This is a genomic window from Pseudomonas sp. Z1-14, assembly GCF_051132005.1.
Lineage (GTDB): Bacteria > Pseudomonadota > Gammaproteobacteria > Pseudomonadales > Pseudomonadaceae > Aquipseudomonas.
Map to the genome: position 1 here is coordinate 2,808,454 of NZ_CP071646.1, position 15,881 is coordinate 2,824,334.

The following is a 15,881-nucleotide window of genomic DNA, read 5'->3' on the forward strand; positions in this document are numbered from 1 at the left end:
GAGCGCCATGTCATGAAAACTTCCCCGCAATCCATGGATGACACCGACCTCGACCGGGACCTGCAAAAAAGCGCCATGCTCAAGCTCGCCGGGCATTTCCACAGTCTGGCGACAGGCGCCAGCCAGGTACCCATGCAGTCTCTTGGCAGCCACTTGCGCGCCGAGATCCAGGATCCACTGGTTCTCGATTACCACGATCGCCTGATCGAAGGGGCAGGACCGTTGTTCTCCCACTTTCTCGCCAGCGTGCCGTACATTCTCGAGGAATTATCCAGGATCGGCGTAGCCCTGACCCGCCTGGCAGAGGCCAATACCCGAGAAACAGGCCAGACCTTCAGTCTGTTCGAAGTGGATGCCTTTGATGGCAGTAATGGCCGCGCCGTTGCTGGCCATTCCAATGGACTGATCCGCAGTTTCACCTCATCGCCGAATCGGGCCAACCAGGTTGCCTTCGACCGGTATGCCGACCCGGCGCTGTCGCGGTTCTATCCGCAGTCGGTGTTCAAGGTGACACCGGACCTGCTGCAGCAACCCGAATACAGGCTTTTCAGCCAGGGCTTCGACTTCATTTACGAGATGGCCGCGTTCCAGTTCTACAGCCGCGACCGTAACCGCCAGATCGCCCATATCCAGCAATTTCTCAAGCCTGGCGGCCTGGTGTTTTTCCTTGAAAAGCTTAACCACCCGGACCCGGAGGAATACCTGCGCAGGGAACGGGTCAAGGATGAGCAATTCAAGACCCGCTATTTCAGCGAGGAAGAAATCCACTGGAAACGCCAGAAGATGCTTGAGCAAATGCAGAACGGCCAGGTTACCTTCGAAGAATTGACAAGCGCCCTGTGCGCCCGGTTCAAGTGCGTCCATCTGTTGTGGAACAGCAGTAATTTCTGTGAGTTCGTCGCCTCCGACGATCCACAGCAAATCGAGCGATTGGTTCGGCTGTTGGGCCCGGTGGCGCAACCTGCGAATTTCTGTTTCGAAGGCTCGCGCCTGGGCGCCGTGGCGACGCCGCGCAGTGCCGGGGGGCAAGACAATGCTTGAGCTTGCCGAGCAGGCGTTCCATCCGGCCGCACAGCCCTCGCTGTGTCAGCGGGCCGTCGAACACTTGCCCGGCTGGCGCGAACGGGCCGCCACGGCTGAAGCGAATCGACGGCTGAGCAACAGCACCTTCGACGAATTGTTTGCCGGCGGCTGGCTGGATCTGTTGACGCCGCGCGCGCCGGTGACGAGCAGCGGACATTGGCCCACACTGGTGGAAAGCGCGCGGATCGCCGCGCGGGCGTGCGCCTCCACGGGCTGGATGCTCGCGCTGGTGGGCGGCCACGGCGCCATCGCCCGACGACTGCCGCCTGCCTGCACGGACCAGCTCTACACCGATGGCCCACGACAGCTCTTCGTCTCAGCCTCCGTCAGTGCCGATAGCCGGCTGACCTTTGAATCCGCCGGGGTGCGGATCGATGGGCGCTGGCGCTTCGGTTCAGGGATCGAGAACGCGACATGGCTGATGCTCAACGCCCCCTGCCCCAACCACCCGGACGCGGCTCACACCCCACGTTTCCTGGTGCTGGTCGCCGCCGATGAAGTCGAAAGACTCGACAGCTGGGACAGCTGTGGTATGGCGGCGACCGGCTCCCATGACGTACTGACCCGCCAATTGCTGGTGCCGCATGCTCGCGTATTCGCGCTGCATGAAGTGTTTGCGCAGGCCACGCATGCACCGGCGGCCGACTACATCGATCGCATGCCCCTGGTGCCTTACCTCACCACGTCGATCATCGGTCCGCTGCTGGGGTGCGCCGAGGGTGCTCTTGGCGCGTTTGTCACTGGGCTCAACGGTTCGTTGGCGGTGAGCGATCCGCGGATCGCCGAGCAGGCCGCGCACTCGGCAGCACAGCTGTACAGCGCCGGGTTGTTGTATGACTCGCTGATCACCCGACTGCATGACGCCGGTATGAATGACCGGCCGCCAGATACGCGACAACTGCTTCAGCTCAAGCGCGACCGCGCCTATCTGGCGGGCCAGTGCGTGCAGGCCGTGCGCCGTCTGGTGGAAAGGCTCGGTGCGTCGTCCCTGGTCGCCGGCAACCCGCTCCAGCGCCACTGGCGTGATATCCAGGCCATGGCCGCGCATCGAGACGTTGCCTGGAACGAGGCGATGCTGGCCAGCGGCGATGCGCTGCTGCGGCCCGTCGCTGCCGGCACTGCAAAGAACTGATTTGTTCCAATCGACTACAAAAGAGGTCCCCGATGTTCATTCGCAACATATCCGAGGTCGAGAAAACCCCTTACTTCGTCGAGTGGGGTGCCGGCACGAGTCATCGCTTGCTCACTGAACGTGACGCCATGGGCTTTACGCTATGCCATACCGTCGTGCGTGCAGGTACAGAGTCGCTGTTGCAATACCGCAATCACCTGGAGGCCTGTTATTGCATTGCCGGAGAAGGTGAAGTCGAAGACATGCACGGCAATGTCTTTGCGATCCGGCCTGGCGATGTCTACGTGCTCGATCAGCATGACCGGCATTTCCTGCGCGGTGGCAAGGACCAGGACCTGATCCTGGTCAGCGTCTTCAATCCGCCACTGCGCGGTGACGAACGACACAATCTCAACGACAGTTCAGGGTCGGCCTACTGATGATTTTCTTCGCCGCCACGCCCCGTCGCTTATCCGCAGGAGGTTTCCATGCGTAAGGATTACCTCGCTTTTTTCATTTCGTTGTTTCTGTCGCGGCTGGCGGATCAGATCCTGCTGTTCATCGTGCCGCTGGTGGTGTTCCAGACGACCAACAGCGCATCCTGGGCCGGGCTGGCGTTTTTTGTCGAGTCGCTGCCGCGGTTCCTGGCGTTTCCGTTGTGTGGCGCCCTGTGCGACAAGTATTCGCCCATCAGGATCCTGCATATCAGCCAGGTCTACCGGGCCCTGCTGTGTGTCCTGGCGATGGCGCTGCATGGGGTCTTTGGTGGCATCGCCTGGGTCGTCGTGCTGTCAGCGGTGTGCGGGGTGCTGACGACGCAAGGCATCATGGCGCGCGAAGTGCTGATGCCGCACATCTTCCAGCACTACAGCTACACCAAGACCTTGTCTTACTCGCAGATCGCCGACCAGACCGGGCTGGTGCTCGGGCCATTGGTGGCGGCCCTGATGCTGGAAGTGTGGGCCTGGCATTGGGTGGTGCTGTGGATCGCCGGGTTGTTCCTGCTGGCCGATCTGAGCATGCTGGTCTGGCAACGCCTCAGCCGTATCACGCTTGAGGTTTTCGAGCAGCATCAGGACATCTGGTTGCAGCCGCTGCGGATTGCCTTCGGGCATATCCGTAACCTGGCGGAGCTGAAGAAAATCATCACCCTGGCGGTAGGCGTCAACCTGGTCGTGGGCGTCACTTTGGCGACCTCGGCGGCAATGGTGCTTGGCGAGTACAGCGCCGGCAAGGACGACTACGCGGGCCTTCAGGCGGCTGGCGCGGTGACAACGATCGTGATCCTGTTCTTCCTCGCCCGGGTCGCCCTGCCTCTGCGCGTCTCGGGGGGCGTCGGCTATTCGATGATCGCCGCGGGAGGCTTCATCAGTGCCCTGAGCCCGAACCTGGTCGGCTACGTCGTGGGCTTCCTGTTGATTGTCGGCTTCGACAAGATGTTCAACGTCTACATGCGCACGATCCGGCAACAGGTGATTCCACCCAAGGATTTCGGCAAGACGGTGGGCGTGATCACTTTGCTCAACAACCTTTCGCAGCCGTTGGCCGGTTTGTTGGTAGCGTTGCTGGCGGCGCCCTTGGGCACGCAACCGGTGATCCTGATTTTGGCCGTGCTGGCGACGCTCCTGGGAGCCGCGGCGTGGTGGTGGTTTGCCAAGGCCCGAAGCCCCCTCACCGCCTCGATTCTGGCGGAGCAGGAAATCGGCAAGTGAAATGGCTGGACAACCCGCGGCAGGTCGTCTCGCCACGTCACCTCGGTTGCTCAAGCAGTAGCAGTGTATTGCGATCCGGCTCGCCCGAATAAAACCGGTCTAGCGCCTGTTGGAACCGGGACGATCCCGGTTGGACGCTCCTGAACAATGTCAGGCAGGAACGAAACTTGAGGTCGTCGGGCGAGCCAAAGATCTGCCCGGCACTCTTCCCGTGATGCAGCAGAACTGTTTCCACACAACCCTCCAGTCGCGGGCCGAGCACGTCGTGCTGAACGTAAGCACGGGCCTCGGCAATGCCGGAGATGGCGAAGCGCGCGGCCATTTCGGAACGCCCGAGGCCCTGCAACTGAGGAAAGATGAACCACATCCAGTGGCTCGTCTTGCGGCCTGCGCGTAACTCGTCCATGACTCGATCGAACACCGGGTTCTGGGCCTCGACGAAACGGGACAGGTTGTAGATGTCGCCCATGATTCTTCTCCTCTACCCCTTTTTTTCAGAGCGCCTTGACCCATTCGCGCAACAGATACTTCTGGATCTTGCCTGTCGAGGTCTTCGGCAACTCGCTGAATACCACGGTCCTGGGCACCTTGAAGCCGGCCAGATGCTCTCGGCAGAACAGGATGATGTCGGCTTCCCGAATGCCTTGATGTTCGTCCTTTAGATGGACGAAGGCACAAGGGGTTTCACCCCATTTCTCGTCCGGTCGGGCGACCACTGCCGCCTCGAGTATCGCCGGGTGACGGTAGAGCACGTCTTCGAGCTCGATGGTGGAGATGTTCTCCCCGCCCGAAATGATGATGTCCTTGAGACGATCCTTGATTTCGATATAGCCGTCAGCGTGACGGACCGCCAGGTCGCCGGTATGGAACCAGCCACCTTCGAAAGCTTCGCGCGTCGCTTCGGAGTTCTTCAGATAGCCCTTCATGACCGTGTTTCCACGCATGAAGATTTCGCCAATGGTCTGACCGTCCGAGGCGACCGGTTCGAGGGTTGCCGGATCGGCAACCATCAGCCCTTCCAGGGTCGGATAGCGCACGCCCTGGCGCGCCTTGATCCGCGCCCGCTCGTCCAGCGGCCGCTCGTCCCATTGCGCATGCCAGGCACAAACAGTCACCGGACCGTACACCTCGGTCAAGCCATAGACATGAGTGACCTTGATACCCATCGCCTCGACCGCACCGATGACCTTGGCCGGTGGTGCCGCGCCGGCCAACATGGCGTCAACCGGGTGGTCAAGGGTGAGCCTGGTCGCGTCAGGCAGGTTGGCCAGACCATTGAGGACAATCGGTGCGGCGCACAAGTGAGTGACCTGATACTGGTTTATCAGCGCCAGAATCTTCTGCGGATCGACCCGACGCAGGAACACGTGCGTCCCGGCCAGCGCGGTGACGGTCCACGGATAGCACCAGCCGTTGCAATGAAACATCGGCAATGTCCACAGATACACCGGATGATGCCCCATGGCCCAGGTCATCTGGTTACCCAATGAATTGAGATAGGCACCGCGGTGGTGGTAGATGACCCCTTTTGGGTTACCCGTGGTGCCGGATGTGTAGTTGAGCGAGATGGCTTGCCATTCGTCGTCTGGCCAGTGCCAGACGAACTGTGGATCGCCTTCAGCGAGGAAGGCTTCATAGTCCAGAGGGCTGACCGCGCAGCCTTCGCCGTACTCCGGGTCGTTCACATCGATCACCAGCAGCGGCCGCGACAGCAAGCCCAAGGCTTCATCAATAACGGCGTGGAATTCCCGATCGGCAATCAGCACCTTGGCTTCGCCGTGTTCGAGCATGAAGGCAATGGCCCGCGCGTCCAGACGGACATTCAGGGTATTGAGGACCGCGCCAATCATCGGCACGCCAAAGTGGGCTTCGAGCATGGCCGGGATATTGGGCAGCATGACCGCCACCGTATCGCCTTTGCCAATACCTCGTGCGCTCAACGCACCGGCCAGGCGTCGGCAACGCGCATAAGTCTGCTGCCAGTTGCGCCGGATGGAGCCGTGGATCACGGCGGGATGTTCGCCGTACACCGAGGCCGTACGCTCAATGAAGCTCAACGGCGACAGGGCGATATGATTGACGGCCGAGGGCGCCAGGCCCGTTTCGAAAATCGACATGAGGTTATCCTGTAGGGAACCTGCCAGCCTGTCTTGCTGTGCTGGAAAGCTCCGATGGCTGATTGTTAGCTCTGTTCAGGTTTAAAAAAACGGCCCGCTTGATCATGGGGCCGGTACTTCGCCAAACGCTAGCTCAAGCAGTCTGCCGCGGGTGCTTGCGCAAGTATGCGCGCCAGGTCATCGCCCAGTGTGCCGAGTCCTCCAGCGGTGCGCTCTGCAACCGGTGGATCGCCTGGTTATGCGGCGAAGTCTTGACGATCTCCGGGTTCGAATAGGCCTCTTCGGATATGTGGGCGAGCACTGCGATCCAGGTGTCCAGGGCCTCCTTGCCGTACATCTCGCCCGGCTCGGGCGTGAAAGGTTCCGGCACCAGCCAGGGGTGATGGCTGCTCCACATCGGGTCAATGCCGAAATCGCTCATGCGGTTCTGCACGTCGTGGACATCGACTCCGGTGTCCTCCTTGAGTCGCTCCAGGCTGTAGCGTGTCATCTCCATGCGCGGGCTCGTGGCCTCAGGATGCGAGCGGGTCACGCCGCGTATCGCCAACAGGCCTTTTTCCATGTAGTTGTTGGCCAGCACCGAGATATCCGCTGCCTCTGCCATCCCCTTCGCGCCCATGGCACGGGACCAGGCGTAAGCTTTGAGAATCACCGGGACGTTGCCCCAGAACTCGCGGATCTTGCCGCAACTTTGCGGACGATCGAAATCAAGGCTGTAGCGCTCGCCGTCGAAGGCCACCAGCGGCGCCGGCAGGAACGGCGCAAGTTCTGCCGAACAACCATAGGCCCCCACCGCAGGCCCCCCTACTCCACTTTTCGGTGCGCCAAAGGTCTTGTGCAACATGAACATGCACGCATCGAAACCCAGCTCTCGCGCACGAATCCTGGTCATGGCGCCGTTGAAATTGGCGTGGTCGTAGAAACACAAGCCACCCGCGTCATGCACCACCTGCACCCACTCGCGGATGTGCGGGTTATATACGCCCATGTCGTCGGGATTGTTCACCATCAGCGCCGCCGTGCGATGGGACACGGCGGCCTTGAGGGATTCAAGCGATGGGTAGCCGTTCTCCTCGATCATCAAAGTGATGACCTTGAACCCTGCGGCTGCGGCAGTCGCGGCACTGCTCGGGTGAGTCTGGATCGTGGTGATGATTTCATTGCGCTGCTCCAGTTCGCCACGGGACGCGTGATAGGCACGGGTCACGGCGCAGCTGGTGTACGCGGCGTCGGCACCGCCGCCGGCCTGGAAAACGAACTGATCCATCCCGGACAACTCGCGCAGTATCAGGTCCATGCCATGCACCACTTGCAACGCGCCTTGCAGGGTATCTTCGTCCTGATGGGGATGCACATGGGTGATTTCCGGGCGCCAGGCCATCGCCTCGTTGATCTGGGCGTTGTACTTCATGGTGCAGGTGCCGAACAGGCTGATATTCATCATACCCAGGGTCTGCTGCGACAGGCGCAGGTAGTGATACAGCACCTCGGGTTCGGACATCTCCGGCAGCGCCGGTTTGCGCGTGCGTCGCATGTTCGCCGGAACCAGATCATCGGCGTGGCCGACAGCCGCCTGGACGTCAGCCTCGGCGTCGGAAAAAATCACCCCACGACGGCCGGGGTAGCCCATTTCGAGGATCACCGGCTCGCTCCAGACCGGAGCATGGTATTGCTTGAGTGGCGTGTTCATTGCGCGATTACCTTCTTGAGTGCAGCGCTCAGGCGCTGGATGTCGGCCTGGGTGTGAATCTCGGTGACGCAGTACAGCGCGCTGGCGCCGAGTGCCGGGAAGTCTTGCGTCAGGTCTTTGCCCCCGAAGATCCCGAGTGCGAGCAGCCGCTTGTTGATGTCCTTCACCCTCAGCCCGGTGGCGTCGAAATTCACCACGAACTCCTTGAAGAAGCCGGAGCGAAAGGTCACTTCCACGCCTGGAATTTCAGCCAGCAGCCTGGCTGCGTAGTGAGCACGTTGCAGGATGAGCTTGCCGACATCCTCAAAACCCTTCGGCCCCATCATCGCCATGTAGACGGCGTTGGCGATGGCCCACATGTACACCGAGTGGCCGGTCCAGTCGTTACCCTTGTCACGCAGGCCGTAGGACGATTGTTCGAACAGGCTCAGGCCAAAACCGTATTCGCCAGGCTGGATGGTTTCGGCGATGCTGATAAACAACGTCGGGTATTGATGGGCGTACAGTTCTTCGTCACGCGAGGCAATGAAACCGCTGACACCACCGCCACAGTTCATGTGCACGCCAAGCGGCTGGGTGGTGCCCACGACGATGTCGGCACCAAAATCAATCGGTGCGGCGAGCACACCCAGGGAAATCGGATCGACGCCGACAATGACCTCCGCGCCGACAGCATGGGCCATCGCCGCGATCTCGGCACCTTGCCGCTCGATCACGCCGAAGTACGACGGCGTCTCGAAATAGACAGCGGCCGTTTGCGCCCCGATCGACGCGCGCAGGTGTTCGAGATCGAGCAAACCGGTTTTCGGGTCGTAGTCGATCAATCGCACAGCGATGTGCCCGGGCATCTCCACGGGTTCGCAATAGTTGCGGATGATCGACAACCGCTCCGGGTCAATCGCACGTACCACCGCCACTTCGCTGCGCCCGGTAATGCGGGTTGCCATGCGAATGGCATGGCCCGCGGCGCAACCCCAACTGCGCACCGGCAGGCCGACCAGGTCCATGTTCAGCAGTTCGCCGAGCTGGCTGCAGAACTCGAACCAGGCCTGGTTACGGCCGTGGTCGGAACTCGGCTCGCCAAAAACCGAAGTCAGCCACTCGTTGCGGCGCACTACCTCGTCGCACGCCGCCGGAACGTGATGTTGCCAACAGCCGGCACCGAGGAAATTCAGGTTCTGCTCGCAGGTCCGGTTCTTCGACAACGTGCTGACCAGGTGCCGACGCAGCTCGCTCTCATTGAGAGCCGGCGGTAAATCAATCGGACGTTGCAGTCGATGTTCCTCGGGTATCTGTTGGAACAACGCCTCGATGCTGTCGACACCAATCGAATCGAGCATCTCCTGCTTGAGCGCAGGAACGGAGTTCGCCATATAGGGGTGGGCGACATGATGACTCATGGGGGTATCCTCGTTTTTCAGGTGGCAAATGATCAGGATCGAACCCTGAAGAAGACGGACCGGTCAGGACCCGTGTGCACGCGCAGATATCCGCTGAGCATGGCGTCGACTTCGGCGTCTCCGGTGTCGACGCGCAGGCAGCCGGCATCAAGGGCAAGCAGCTTGTCCATCGAGGCGACGACGATGATGTGGTCGCGCCCTGCCCGGCGGATGACTTCGGCGCTGATCTGCTGATTGCCACGACCGAACAAACTGCCATGACCGCCGAGAACGCCGACGATGACGCGGGTCTCATGGCCCTCCATCAGGCGGATCAACTGGTGTTCATTGAGGTCGGCACCCACCAGCGCGCCGTCCATCACCGCGTCCACCCCGAGCAGCGTCGAAGGCAAGCCGAGCTCGGCCATGACCCGCCGTGTCGTCGTGCCGGGACCCAGCAGGTACAGGCAGCCGGGTTGCATCTCCCTGACAACCTGCCGGGACACCGCGTCGAGGGACATGTTCTCGTTGGCGGGGGAACCGGCCTTGGCGTTTTGCGTCAGGTGGCGCTCGTGCGGGCTGCGTGCGTAGCCGTAAAGCCGTGTCGACACCCGGTCGCTGCGCATCGCAGCCTCATCGATGTCCATCACCTCGGCCTCGCGGAAACGCACCGAGGGTTCTGCCGCAACGAAGCGTGCCGCAAGATTCCCGGCGTTCTGCGGATTGGTACCAAACACTGCGGAATACATCTTCACACCCGTCGGGATTCCCAGGATGGGCACGCGATCACCGACCATGCCCAGCACATCCCGCGCAGTGCCATCACCACCGGCGAACAGCAACAGGTCAACCGCTGCGTAAGCCATGACCAACGCCGCGCTCCGTGTGTCATCAGGGCGACTCGATCCGGGCACAGACGAGTACACGACGATCGGGTCGAGGCCGGCGGCCCGTGCGACATCTTCACCCAGCTCGCCAGAGCCGGTCAGCAGCCGAAATGGCGCCGTCGAAGTTGCCAGGCGCCGAAGCGCAAGCAAAGCCCTCTCGCTTGAAACCGGACGCGCCCCGCGGCGTTTTGCTTCAAGCAAGACCTCGACTCCGTCGGTGCCCTTCAAACCCACGGGGCCGCCCATGCCGGCGATAGGGTTGACGATAAACCCAAGCGTTTTCCCAGGGAATGGGTCATGAAATGAAACATCGCAGTCACGCTGCTCACGCATTGATCGGTATCCTGTGCTCATCAGCGGCCTCCGTAGGCGGAGAAAGCAATTTTCCAGGCAATTGCATACGCCTCGTATGTCAAACACAATACGACATACGCAGCGTATGTCAATTCACATACGCCGCGAATGTTAAATTTTCAGAAGGAACACGATTAATGGCGCAGAAGCGTGCGGACATGATTGCGCAGACCCGCGGCAAGCTGATCAAGGCAGCGCGAGAAGCTTTCGCCGCGAAAGGGTACGCGGACAGTTCGATGGACGATTTGACCGCTCAGGCGGGTCTCACTCGTGGTGCGCTGTACCACCACTTTGGTGACAAGAAGGGCTTGCTGCAGGCTGTTATTGCCCAGATTGACGACGAGATGATGGAGCGTCTGTCGGTGATCATCGACGAAGCGAACACGACATGGGACGGTTTTATCGATGAATCGATCGCCTACATCAAGATGTCCCTGGAACCGGAAATCCAGCGCATCGTGTTCCTCGACGGGCCGGCGGTGCTGGGCGATCCGTCACAATGGCCGAGCCAGAATGCTTGCATCCGCAGCACCCAGGGCAGCCTGGAAAAGCTGATCGATGAAGGCACGATCCGCAGCGTCAATCCTGAAGCGACCGCGCGCCTGATCATGGGGGCCTTGCTCGGCGCGTCCTTGTGGATTGCGCATGCCGAGGATCCGCTGGCGGCCTGCGAAAAAGCCATCGAGAGTTTCCAGGCATTGGCTTGCGGATTGCGGCTGAACAGCCATTTGGTGGATCAGTAACCGGCGTCCGCCCTGCGCCGATTGCCTGCCGGCCCCGCGGCCCTGATCTGATCGATGCTCTCAAGAAACGTTTTCAGGATGGGTGATGGATTATCGGTCCGGTACCCCACCGCCAGGTCGATGCCAGGCTGGTTTCCCTTGAGCGGCCTGCTGACGATCGTCCAGGGCAGCAGCGGCTCCACGTAGGCTGGCAGGATGGCAACGCCCCGCGTGGAGCTGATCAGGGAGATCCCGGTGCCGTAGTCGTCCAGCCAGTAGGATGCGTTGACCTGCACGTTGCAACTGGCGAAATACTGCGCGATGACATCGCGTAGTACATGGGGAATCTCCGAACAGCCGATGAACGTCTCGCTGGCCAACTCGGCAGGATCGACATCGCCCACCGAGGCCAGGCGATGGTCGTTCGGCATGATGACCAGCAATGGCTCTTTCGCGACAACCGCATAACTGACATCCGGTCGCGGCTCGACGCGCAGAAAGCCAAGGTCGACGTCGCCGCGTTGAATAGCATCGGCCAACGAAGGCGACTGCAAGCTGATGACCTTGAATTCGATGTTGGGCAGCTCATGCCGAAGCAAACGCGTCACGCTGGGCAGCCAGTCCACCTCCTGCCCCGTCAGGAAACCCACCGAGAACACCTTCTTCGCCGGCCTTGCCGCTCGCCTAGCCGCCGCCACGGCTTCTTCAGCATGACTGAGCGCAAGCCTGGCCTGATCCAGGAACGCTATTCCGGCCGGCGTCAGTTCGATGCCCCTGGCCTTGCGGACAAACAGCTGCGCGCCAACCTCCAACTCCAGATCGCGCAGCTGGCGGCTAAGGGATGGTTGCGCGGTATGAAGACGTTTGGTCGCGGCAGAGGTCAGGTTGCCCTCTTCGGCAACGGCAACGAAGTAACGAAGGTGACGCAGCTCCATCGAGCGATACCTCTAAGGTATGGGTTGGAACATACAAAGTCTTTTTAAAGCATCTGCTGTTTGCCTACAGTCTGCCCGACAGATAACAGAATCCCTCAGCGCGGGGCAAGCCCATCGCCGTGGTTTGCCATGCTCATCGGCTATCGACAAAAAGCCGCTCGCGAAATCGCAGGTTATTCCAACTCACCAAGAGGTCTTTCCAATGAACAAGATTGCACTCGTTACCGGCGCCAACCGTGGCCTGGGCCGCAATGCCGCTATTGCCATCGCTGAAAAGGGCAACGACGTAATCCTCACTTATCGTAACGGCGAGGCCCAGGCCCGGGACGTGGTCGGGGAAATCGAACGGCTCGGGCGCAAAGCCGTTGCGTTGAAACTCGATGTGAGTGACATTTCCAGCTTCGGCACATTCGTCGCTACGCTTTCCGGCGCCCTCCAGCAAGGCTGGGGTCGAGCCGACTTCGATTTCCTCCTCAACAACGCGGGTCACGGCGCGATGGCGGCGTTTGCCGAGACCACCGAAGAGCAGTTCGATGAGCTGTTCAATGTGCACGTCAAAGGTGTTTTTTTCCTGACGCAGGCGCTCTTGCCACTGATCATCGATGGCGGTCGCATCGTCAACTATTCATCCGGGCTGACGCGTGTTTCCTTTCCCGGTTTCTCGGCGTATGCCGCCGCTAAAGGCGCGATCGAAACCCTCACGGTCTATATGGCCAGAGAGCTGGGCGGCCGTGGGATCACGGTAAATACGGTGGCCCCTGGTGCGATTGCCACGGACTTCCTGGGCGGCGCAGTGCGCGACATGCCGGATCTGAATGCGCAATTTGCTGGCATGACTGCCCTTGGCCGGGTGGGCGTCCCGGACGACATCGGGCCAATGGTTGCGAGCCTGCTGGCGGAGGACAACCGCTGGGTTACCGGGCAGCGCATCGAAGTTTCCGGCGGGCAGACAATCTGACTTTGTAGAAAACCCAGTGTGGGAGCGAGCCTGCTCGCGATAGCGTTATCGCAGCCGATGGAGAGGTTGAATGCACTGGCCTCTTCGCGAGCAGGCTCGCTCCCACGGGAGTCAGCAGTGGGCTTAATGGCGCAGTAGTCGGCGCAACGGCACTCCATCCTTGAGCACCGGCGATTTGATGACGATGTAACTGAAGTATTTGGAGATACCGATGTTCTTGTCCAGCAACCCTTCGACCACTTCCTGATAATGCTGGATGCTGCACGTCATGAAGCGCACCAGATAATCGTAACCGCCGCTGATCAAGTGGCACTCAAGTACTTCGTCGACCAGACGAATATTCGATTCAAACTTGGCGAAGTCTTCCCGTTTATGGTCGCTGAGGGTGATTTCGGTAAATACCGTGACCGAGTCGGTGATCTTTGCGAGGTTCAGATGCGCCCTGTACCCGGAGATATAACCAGCTGATTCGAGGCGCTTGACCCGCTGCAGACAAGGGCTGGAGGACAGTCCCACGGCATCGGCGAGGCTGACATTGGTCATCCGACCGTCCTTTTGAAGTTCAACAAGGATACTGATATCAATTCGGTCTAGTTTTATTAAACCTTCCATCGGGTACCCCTCGGTCGTCTTCAGGCTGACAGTGGTTTTAGCAAATTCAACGGCGCAAAGATAGCTGATGCTGAGCGACGAGGTCGGCCATGCTGGTGATGTAGAAATCGGCGGAATATTCTTGATTTTCAGGCTCATGGCCACGGCGGATCAGGCACAGGCCAGCCGATTTTGGCGGTTGTGCGGGCGGTCTGGACACTTGCATGATCGTTGCAGGCTCGAGTTGGTTCTGCAGCAACCATGCCTCATCCTCCAGTGGATTGCTGGCTCGCGAATGCAGGTTCTCGGGTGGAATTCCCAAGCGCTCGCAGAGCTGGTCGCGATCCTCGGCATCACGATCGCAGTAAACCAATAACCGGTAGAATTTGCGCAGATACAACATGGCACCCGGTGCGTCCTCGAACAGCGACCAGTTGCAGGCCGAACGGGCAAAGCTCATGCCCTCTTCCCAGCTGACCTTGAGCCCCAGGCGCTCCGCCAACTGGCGATGGGCAAAACACAACAAGCCGCTGAAGCCGAGATCGGAAAAACGTGGATAGAGCCCGCGTACCGCCTCGTCGAATTCCGCCAATACCTGTTCCTTGCCGGGCATGCCCGGACGGTTTTCGAGCAAGGGTTGCAGGGCCGTCCAGACACCGGAATCCCGATCGACCAGGACTTCGTCGCAATCGATCAGCAGCGCACGATAATCAGTCAGGTGCATGTGTCGCCTCCCATGGTGCGTTTATCAATCCTTATGCCTGGCTGCCTCGGTCGACAAAATCGCCAACTTGCCGACCGAGACCTGAGACTAATCCATTACCCGCTGCAATGCGGCTTCAAGGATGGCCAGTGCTTCGTCGATCTGACTTTCTTCGGTGACCAGGGGAGCGAGGAAGCGCAGGACATTTCGGTACACCCCGCATTTGATCACCAGCAGCCCGCCAATCCTTGCCTGATCGATCAGGCGCTGGGTGAGCTCGGCATCCGGGCTGCGGGCTTGATCATCCTTGATCAATTCGATTGCCAGCATGAAGCCGGTGCCGCGCACATCACCGATGCGCGGGTGGCGGGCCTGCAAGCGCAGCAGGCCCTGACGCAGCCGCTCCCCCAGGACCAGGCCACGCTCGAGCAGATGCTCCTGCTCATAAGCCTCGATCACCGCCAATGCCGCGGCGCACGCCAGGGCGTTACCGCCGTAGGTGCCGCCAAGGCCGCCGGGCAGTGGCGCGTCCATGATGTGCGCCCGCCCCACCACGCCCGAGATGGGCAGCCCACCGGCCAGGCTCTTGGCGACGGTGACCAGGTCCGGCTGGATGCCGGCGTGCTGAAAACCGAACCATTTGCCGGTACGACCGAAACCGGTCTGGATTTCATCGAGGATGAGCACGATGCCGTGCTGTTCGGTCAAGGCTCGCAGCGCCTGGAGAAATTCTGGTGGAGCGCTGAGGAAGCCTCCATCGCCCTGCACCGGCTCGATGATAATCGCCGCGACCCGATCCGGCGCGACTTGGGTCGCCAGCAATTCGTTGAGTGCCTGCAACGCCATCTCACTGCTGAAACCGCGATAGGCATTCGGGTATGGCGTATGGAAGACCTCCGGCGCCAGAGGTCCGAAGTTCTGCTTGTAGGGCTGGCTCATGCCCGTCAGCGTCGTACCCAGTAAGGTACGCCCATGGAAACCGCCCCGGAAGGCAATGACGGCGGGACGATTGGTATGCGCGCGGGCGATCTTCACCGCGTTCTCCACCGCTTCCGCGCCGGAAGTGAACAGCGCCGCCTTGCAGGCTTGCTGCCCACCCACCAAGGCACACAGGCGCTTGACCAGATCGATGTACGGTTTGTAGGCCACCACTTGGAAACACGCGTGGCTGACCTTCTGCAATTGAGCCTGCACCGCCGCGATCACCTTCGGGTGATTATGACCGATGTTCAACACGCCGATGCCGCCGACGAAGTCCAGATAGCGCGCCCCGTCCACGTCCCACACCTCTGCCCCCTGGGCCCGGTCGATGACCAGCGGATGCGCGGTGACCAACCCTCGTGGCACGAATTGATCGCGTTGAAGGAGCAGGCTCGGGGTTTCTTCGACTTTACTGTTCATGGCATCTCCCACAGTGAACCAGGCAACCGGGAAACGGCTGCGATGTGTTCCACAGGTTAAGCGTTCGACACAATTGTCTAAGCCGAACTTGGCCTCTGGGAAATTCGGATCGACTGTTTTCACCCCGGCAAACAGCAGAATCCTTCAGCCGACTCCAGCCCCATGGAATCTGCCGGCAGAAGCCCTGTACAAAGCAGTGTCCGGTGATTACGCAGGCTGTTTCGATACATCCTGCTTT

At 60.6% G+C, this 15,881-nt stretch carries 15 protein-coding genes; 6 read left to right on the plus strand and 9 right to left on the minus strand.

The annotated features are described in order from the left end of the window. The first annotated feature begins 12 nt into the window (after positions 1–12). Genes J3P89_RS12745 through J3P89_RS12760 form a run of 4 tightly spaced genes read left to right on the plus strand, consistent with a single transcriptional unit; the run spans position 13 to position 3,906 of the window. Positions 13–1,041 carry a class I SAM-dependent methyltransferase gene (locus tag J3P89_RS12745; protein ID WP_434697745.1) on the plus strand — a complete coding sequence of 343 codons (1,029 nt, stop codon included), beginning with the start codon at positions 13–15 and terminating at the stop codon, positions 1,039–1,041. Beyond that, positions 1,034–2,215, plus strand: coding sequence for a hypothetical protein (locus J3P89_RS12750; protein ID WP_434697746.1), 1,182 nt, complete (start codon positions 1,034–1,036; stop codon positions 2,213–2,215). Before J3P89_RS12745 ends, J3P89_RS12750 begins: the two co-directional genes overlap by 8 nt. A 32-nt stretch (positions 2,216–2,247) precedes the next feature. Beyond that, positions 2,248–2,634 carry an ectoine synthase gene (locus J3P89_RS12755; RefSeq protein ID WP_305501143.1) on the plus strand — a complete coding sequence of 129 codons (387 nt, stop codon included), beginning with the start codon at positions 2,248–2,250 and terminating at the stop codon, positions 2,632–2,634. A gap of 48 nt (positions 2,635–2,682) precedes the next feature. Continuing rightward, a complete protein-coding gene (locus tag J3P89_RS12760; protein ID WP_434697747.1) occupies positions 2,683–3,906 on the plus strand; it encodes an MFS transporter in 1,224 nt (407 codons plus the stop codon). A 37-nt stretch (positions 3,907–3,943) separates the two neighbouring features. Here the strand turns inward: J3P89_RS12760 and J3P89_RS12765 are convergent, their stop codons facing one another. The 5 genes from J3P89_RS12765 to J3P89_RS12785 form a co-directional block, all read right to left on the minus strand. Beyond that, complete coding sequence (locus J3P89_RS12765) at positions 3,944–4,375, minus strand: DUF1810 domain-containing protein (RefSeq protein ID WP_434697748.1); 432 nt, start codon at positions 4,373–4,375, stop codon at positions 3,944–3,946. A 25-nt stretch (positions 4,376–4,400) separates the two neighbouring features. Further along, positions 4,401–6,023: an acyl-CoA synthetase gene (locus J3P89_RS12770; RefSeq protein WP_434697749.1), complete on the minus strand. Its 1,623-nt coding sequence runs from the start codon at positions 6,021–6,023 to the stop codon at positions 4,401–4,403. 133 nt (positions 6,024–6,156) lie between these two features. Further along, positions 6,157–7,713: an aminomethyl-transferring glycine dehydrogenase subunit GcvPB gene (gcvPB, locus tag J3P89_RS12775; RefSeq protein ID WP_434697750.1), complete on the minus strand. Its 1,557-nt coding sequence runs from the start codon at positions 7,711–7,713 to the stop codon at positions 6,157–6,159. Then, positions 7,710–9,113, minus strand: coding sequence for an aminomethyl-transferring glycine dehydrogenase subunit GcvPA (gene gcvPA, locus J3P89_RS12780; RefSeq protein WP_434697751.1), 1,404 nt, complete (start codon positions 9,111–9,113; stop codon positions 7,710–7,712). The genes gcvPB and gcvPA overlap by 4 nt, the downstream gene beginning before the upstream one ends. A gap of 32 nt (positions 9,114–9,145) precedes the next feature. Then, a complete protein-coding gene (locus tag J3P89_RS12785; protein WP_434697752.1) occupies positions 9,146–10,312 on the minus strand; it encodes an ATP-NAD kinase family protein in 1,167 nt (388 codons plus the stop codon). 158 nt (positions 10,313–10,470) lie between these two features. Between J3P89_RS12785 and J3P89_RS12790 the strand changes: the two genes are divergently transcribed. Further along, positions 10,471–11,076, plus strand: coding sequence for a TetR/AcrR family transcriptional regulator (locus tag J3P89_RS12790; RefSeq protein WP_434697753.1), 606 nt, complete (start codon positions 10,471–10,473; stop codon positions 11,074–11,076). Here the strand turns inward: J3P89_RS12790 and J3P89_RS12795 are convergent. Continuing rightward, the gene (locus J3P89_RS12795) at positions 11,070–11,990 is read right to left on the minus strand and encodes a LysR family transcriptional regulator (RefSeq protein WP_434697754.1); all 921 of its coding nucleotides are present in this window, start codon (positions 11,988–11,990) and stop codon (positions 11,070–11,072) included. The two genes, J3P89_RS12790 and J3P89_RS12795, sit on opposite strands and share 7 nt — an antisense overlap. Positions 11,991–12,192: 202 nt before the next feature. On the opposite strand from J3P89_RS12795, the gene J3P89_RS12800 reads away from it, so the two are divergent. Beyond that, entirely contained in the window at positions 12,193–12,948 is a 756-nt protein-coding gene (locus tag J3P89_RS12800) for an SDR family NAD(P)-dependent oxidoreductase (protein ID WP_434697755.1), read from the plus strand. 123 nt (positions 12,949–13,071) lie between these two features. On the opposite strand, the gene J3P89_RS12805 is transcribed toward J3P89_RS12800, so the two are convergent. The 3 genes from J3P89_RS12805 to gabT form a co-directional block, all read right to left on the minus strand. Next, complete coding sequence (locus tag J3P89_RS12805) at positions 13,072–13,560, minus strand: Lrp/AsnC family transcriptional regulator (protein ID WP_434623723.1); 489 nt, start codon at positions 13,558–13,560, stop codon at positions 13,072–13,074. Positions 13,561–13,606: 46 nt separating this feature from the next. Continuing rightward, positions 13,607–14,263 (minus strand): 2-haloalkanoic acid dehalogenase, encoded by a 657-nt coding sequence (locus J3P89_RS12810; protein ID WP_434697756.1) that lies wholly within the window; start codon positions 14,261–14,263, stop codon positions 13,607–13,609. A gap of 87 nt (positions 14,264–14,350) precedes the next feature. Continuing rightward, positions 14,351–15,643 (minus strand): 4-aminobutyrate--2-oxoglutarate transaminase, encoded by a 1,293-nt coding sequence (gene gabT / locus J3P89_RS12815; RefSeq protein WP_434697757.1) that lies wholly within the window; start codon positions 15,641–15,643, stop codon positions 14,351–14,353. Positions 15,644–15,881 lie beyond the last annotated feature (238 nt).

Bases quoted from the DNA above. Each gene is read 5' to 3' on its own strand.
- J3P89_RS12755 (WP_305501143.1), top strand. From the start codon at position 2,248: ATGTTCATTCGCAACATATCCGAGGTCGAGAAAACCCCTTACTTCGTC.
- J3P89_RS12770 (WP_434697749.1), bottom strand. From the start codon at position 6,023: ATGTCGATTTTCGAAACGGGCCTGGCGCCCTCGGCCGTCAATCATATC.
- J3P89_RS12790 (WP_434697753.1), top strand. From the start codon at position 10,471: ATGGCGCAGAAGCGTGCGGACATGATTGCGCAGACCCGCGGCAAGCTG.
- J3P89_RS12765 (WP_434697748.1), bottom strand. From the start codon at position 4,375: ATGGGCGACATCTACAACCTGTCCCGTTTCGTCGAGGCCCAGAACCCG.
- J3P89_RS12805 (WP_434623723.1), bottom strand. From the start codon at position 13,560: ATGGAAGGTTTAATAAAACTAGACCGAATTGATATCAGTATCCTTGTT.
- gcvPB (WP_434697750.1), bottom strand. From the start codon at position 7,713: ATGAACACGCCACTCAAGCAATACCATGCTCCGGTCTGGAGCGAGCCG.
- gabT (WP_434697757.1), bottom strand. From the start codon at position 15,643: ATGAACAGTAAAGTCGAAGAAACCCCGAGCCTGCTCCTTCAACGCGAT.
- J3P89_RS12745 (WP_434697745.1), top strand. From the start codon at position 13: ATGAAAACTTCCCCGCAATCCATGGATGACACCGACCTCGACCGGGAC.
- J3P89_RS12800 (WP_434697755.1), top strand. From the start codon at position 12,193: ATGAACAAGATTGCACTCGTTACCGGCGCCAACCGTGGCCTGGGCCGC.
- J3P89_RS12785 (WP_434697752.1), bottom strand. From the start codon at position 10,312: ATGCGTGAGCAGCGTGACTGCGATGTTTCATTTCATGACCCATTCCCT.
- gcvPA (WP_434697751.1), bottom strand. From the start codon at position 9,113: ATGAGTCATCATGTCGCCCACCCCTATATGGCGAACTCCGTTCCTGCG.
- J3P89_RS12760 (WP_434697747.1), top strand. From the start codon at position 2,683: ATGCGTAAGGATTACCTCGCTTTTTTCATTTCGTTGTTTCTGTCGCGG.
- J3P89_RS12750 (WP_434697746.1), top strand. From the start codon at position 1,034: ATGCTTGAGCTTGCCGAGCAGGCGTTCCATCCGGCCGCACAGCCCTCG.
- J3P89_RS12795 (WP_434697754.1), bottom strand. From the start codon at position 11,990: ATGGAGCTGCGTCACCTTCGTTACTTCGTTGCCGTTGCCGAAGAGGGC.
- J3P89_RS12810 (WP_434697756.1), bottom strand. From the start codon at position 14,263: ATGCACCTGACTGATTATCGTGCGCTGCTGATCGATTGCGACGAAGTC.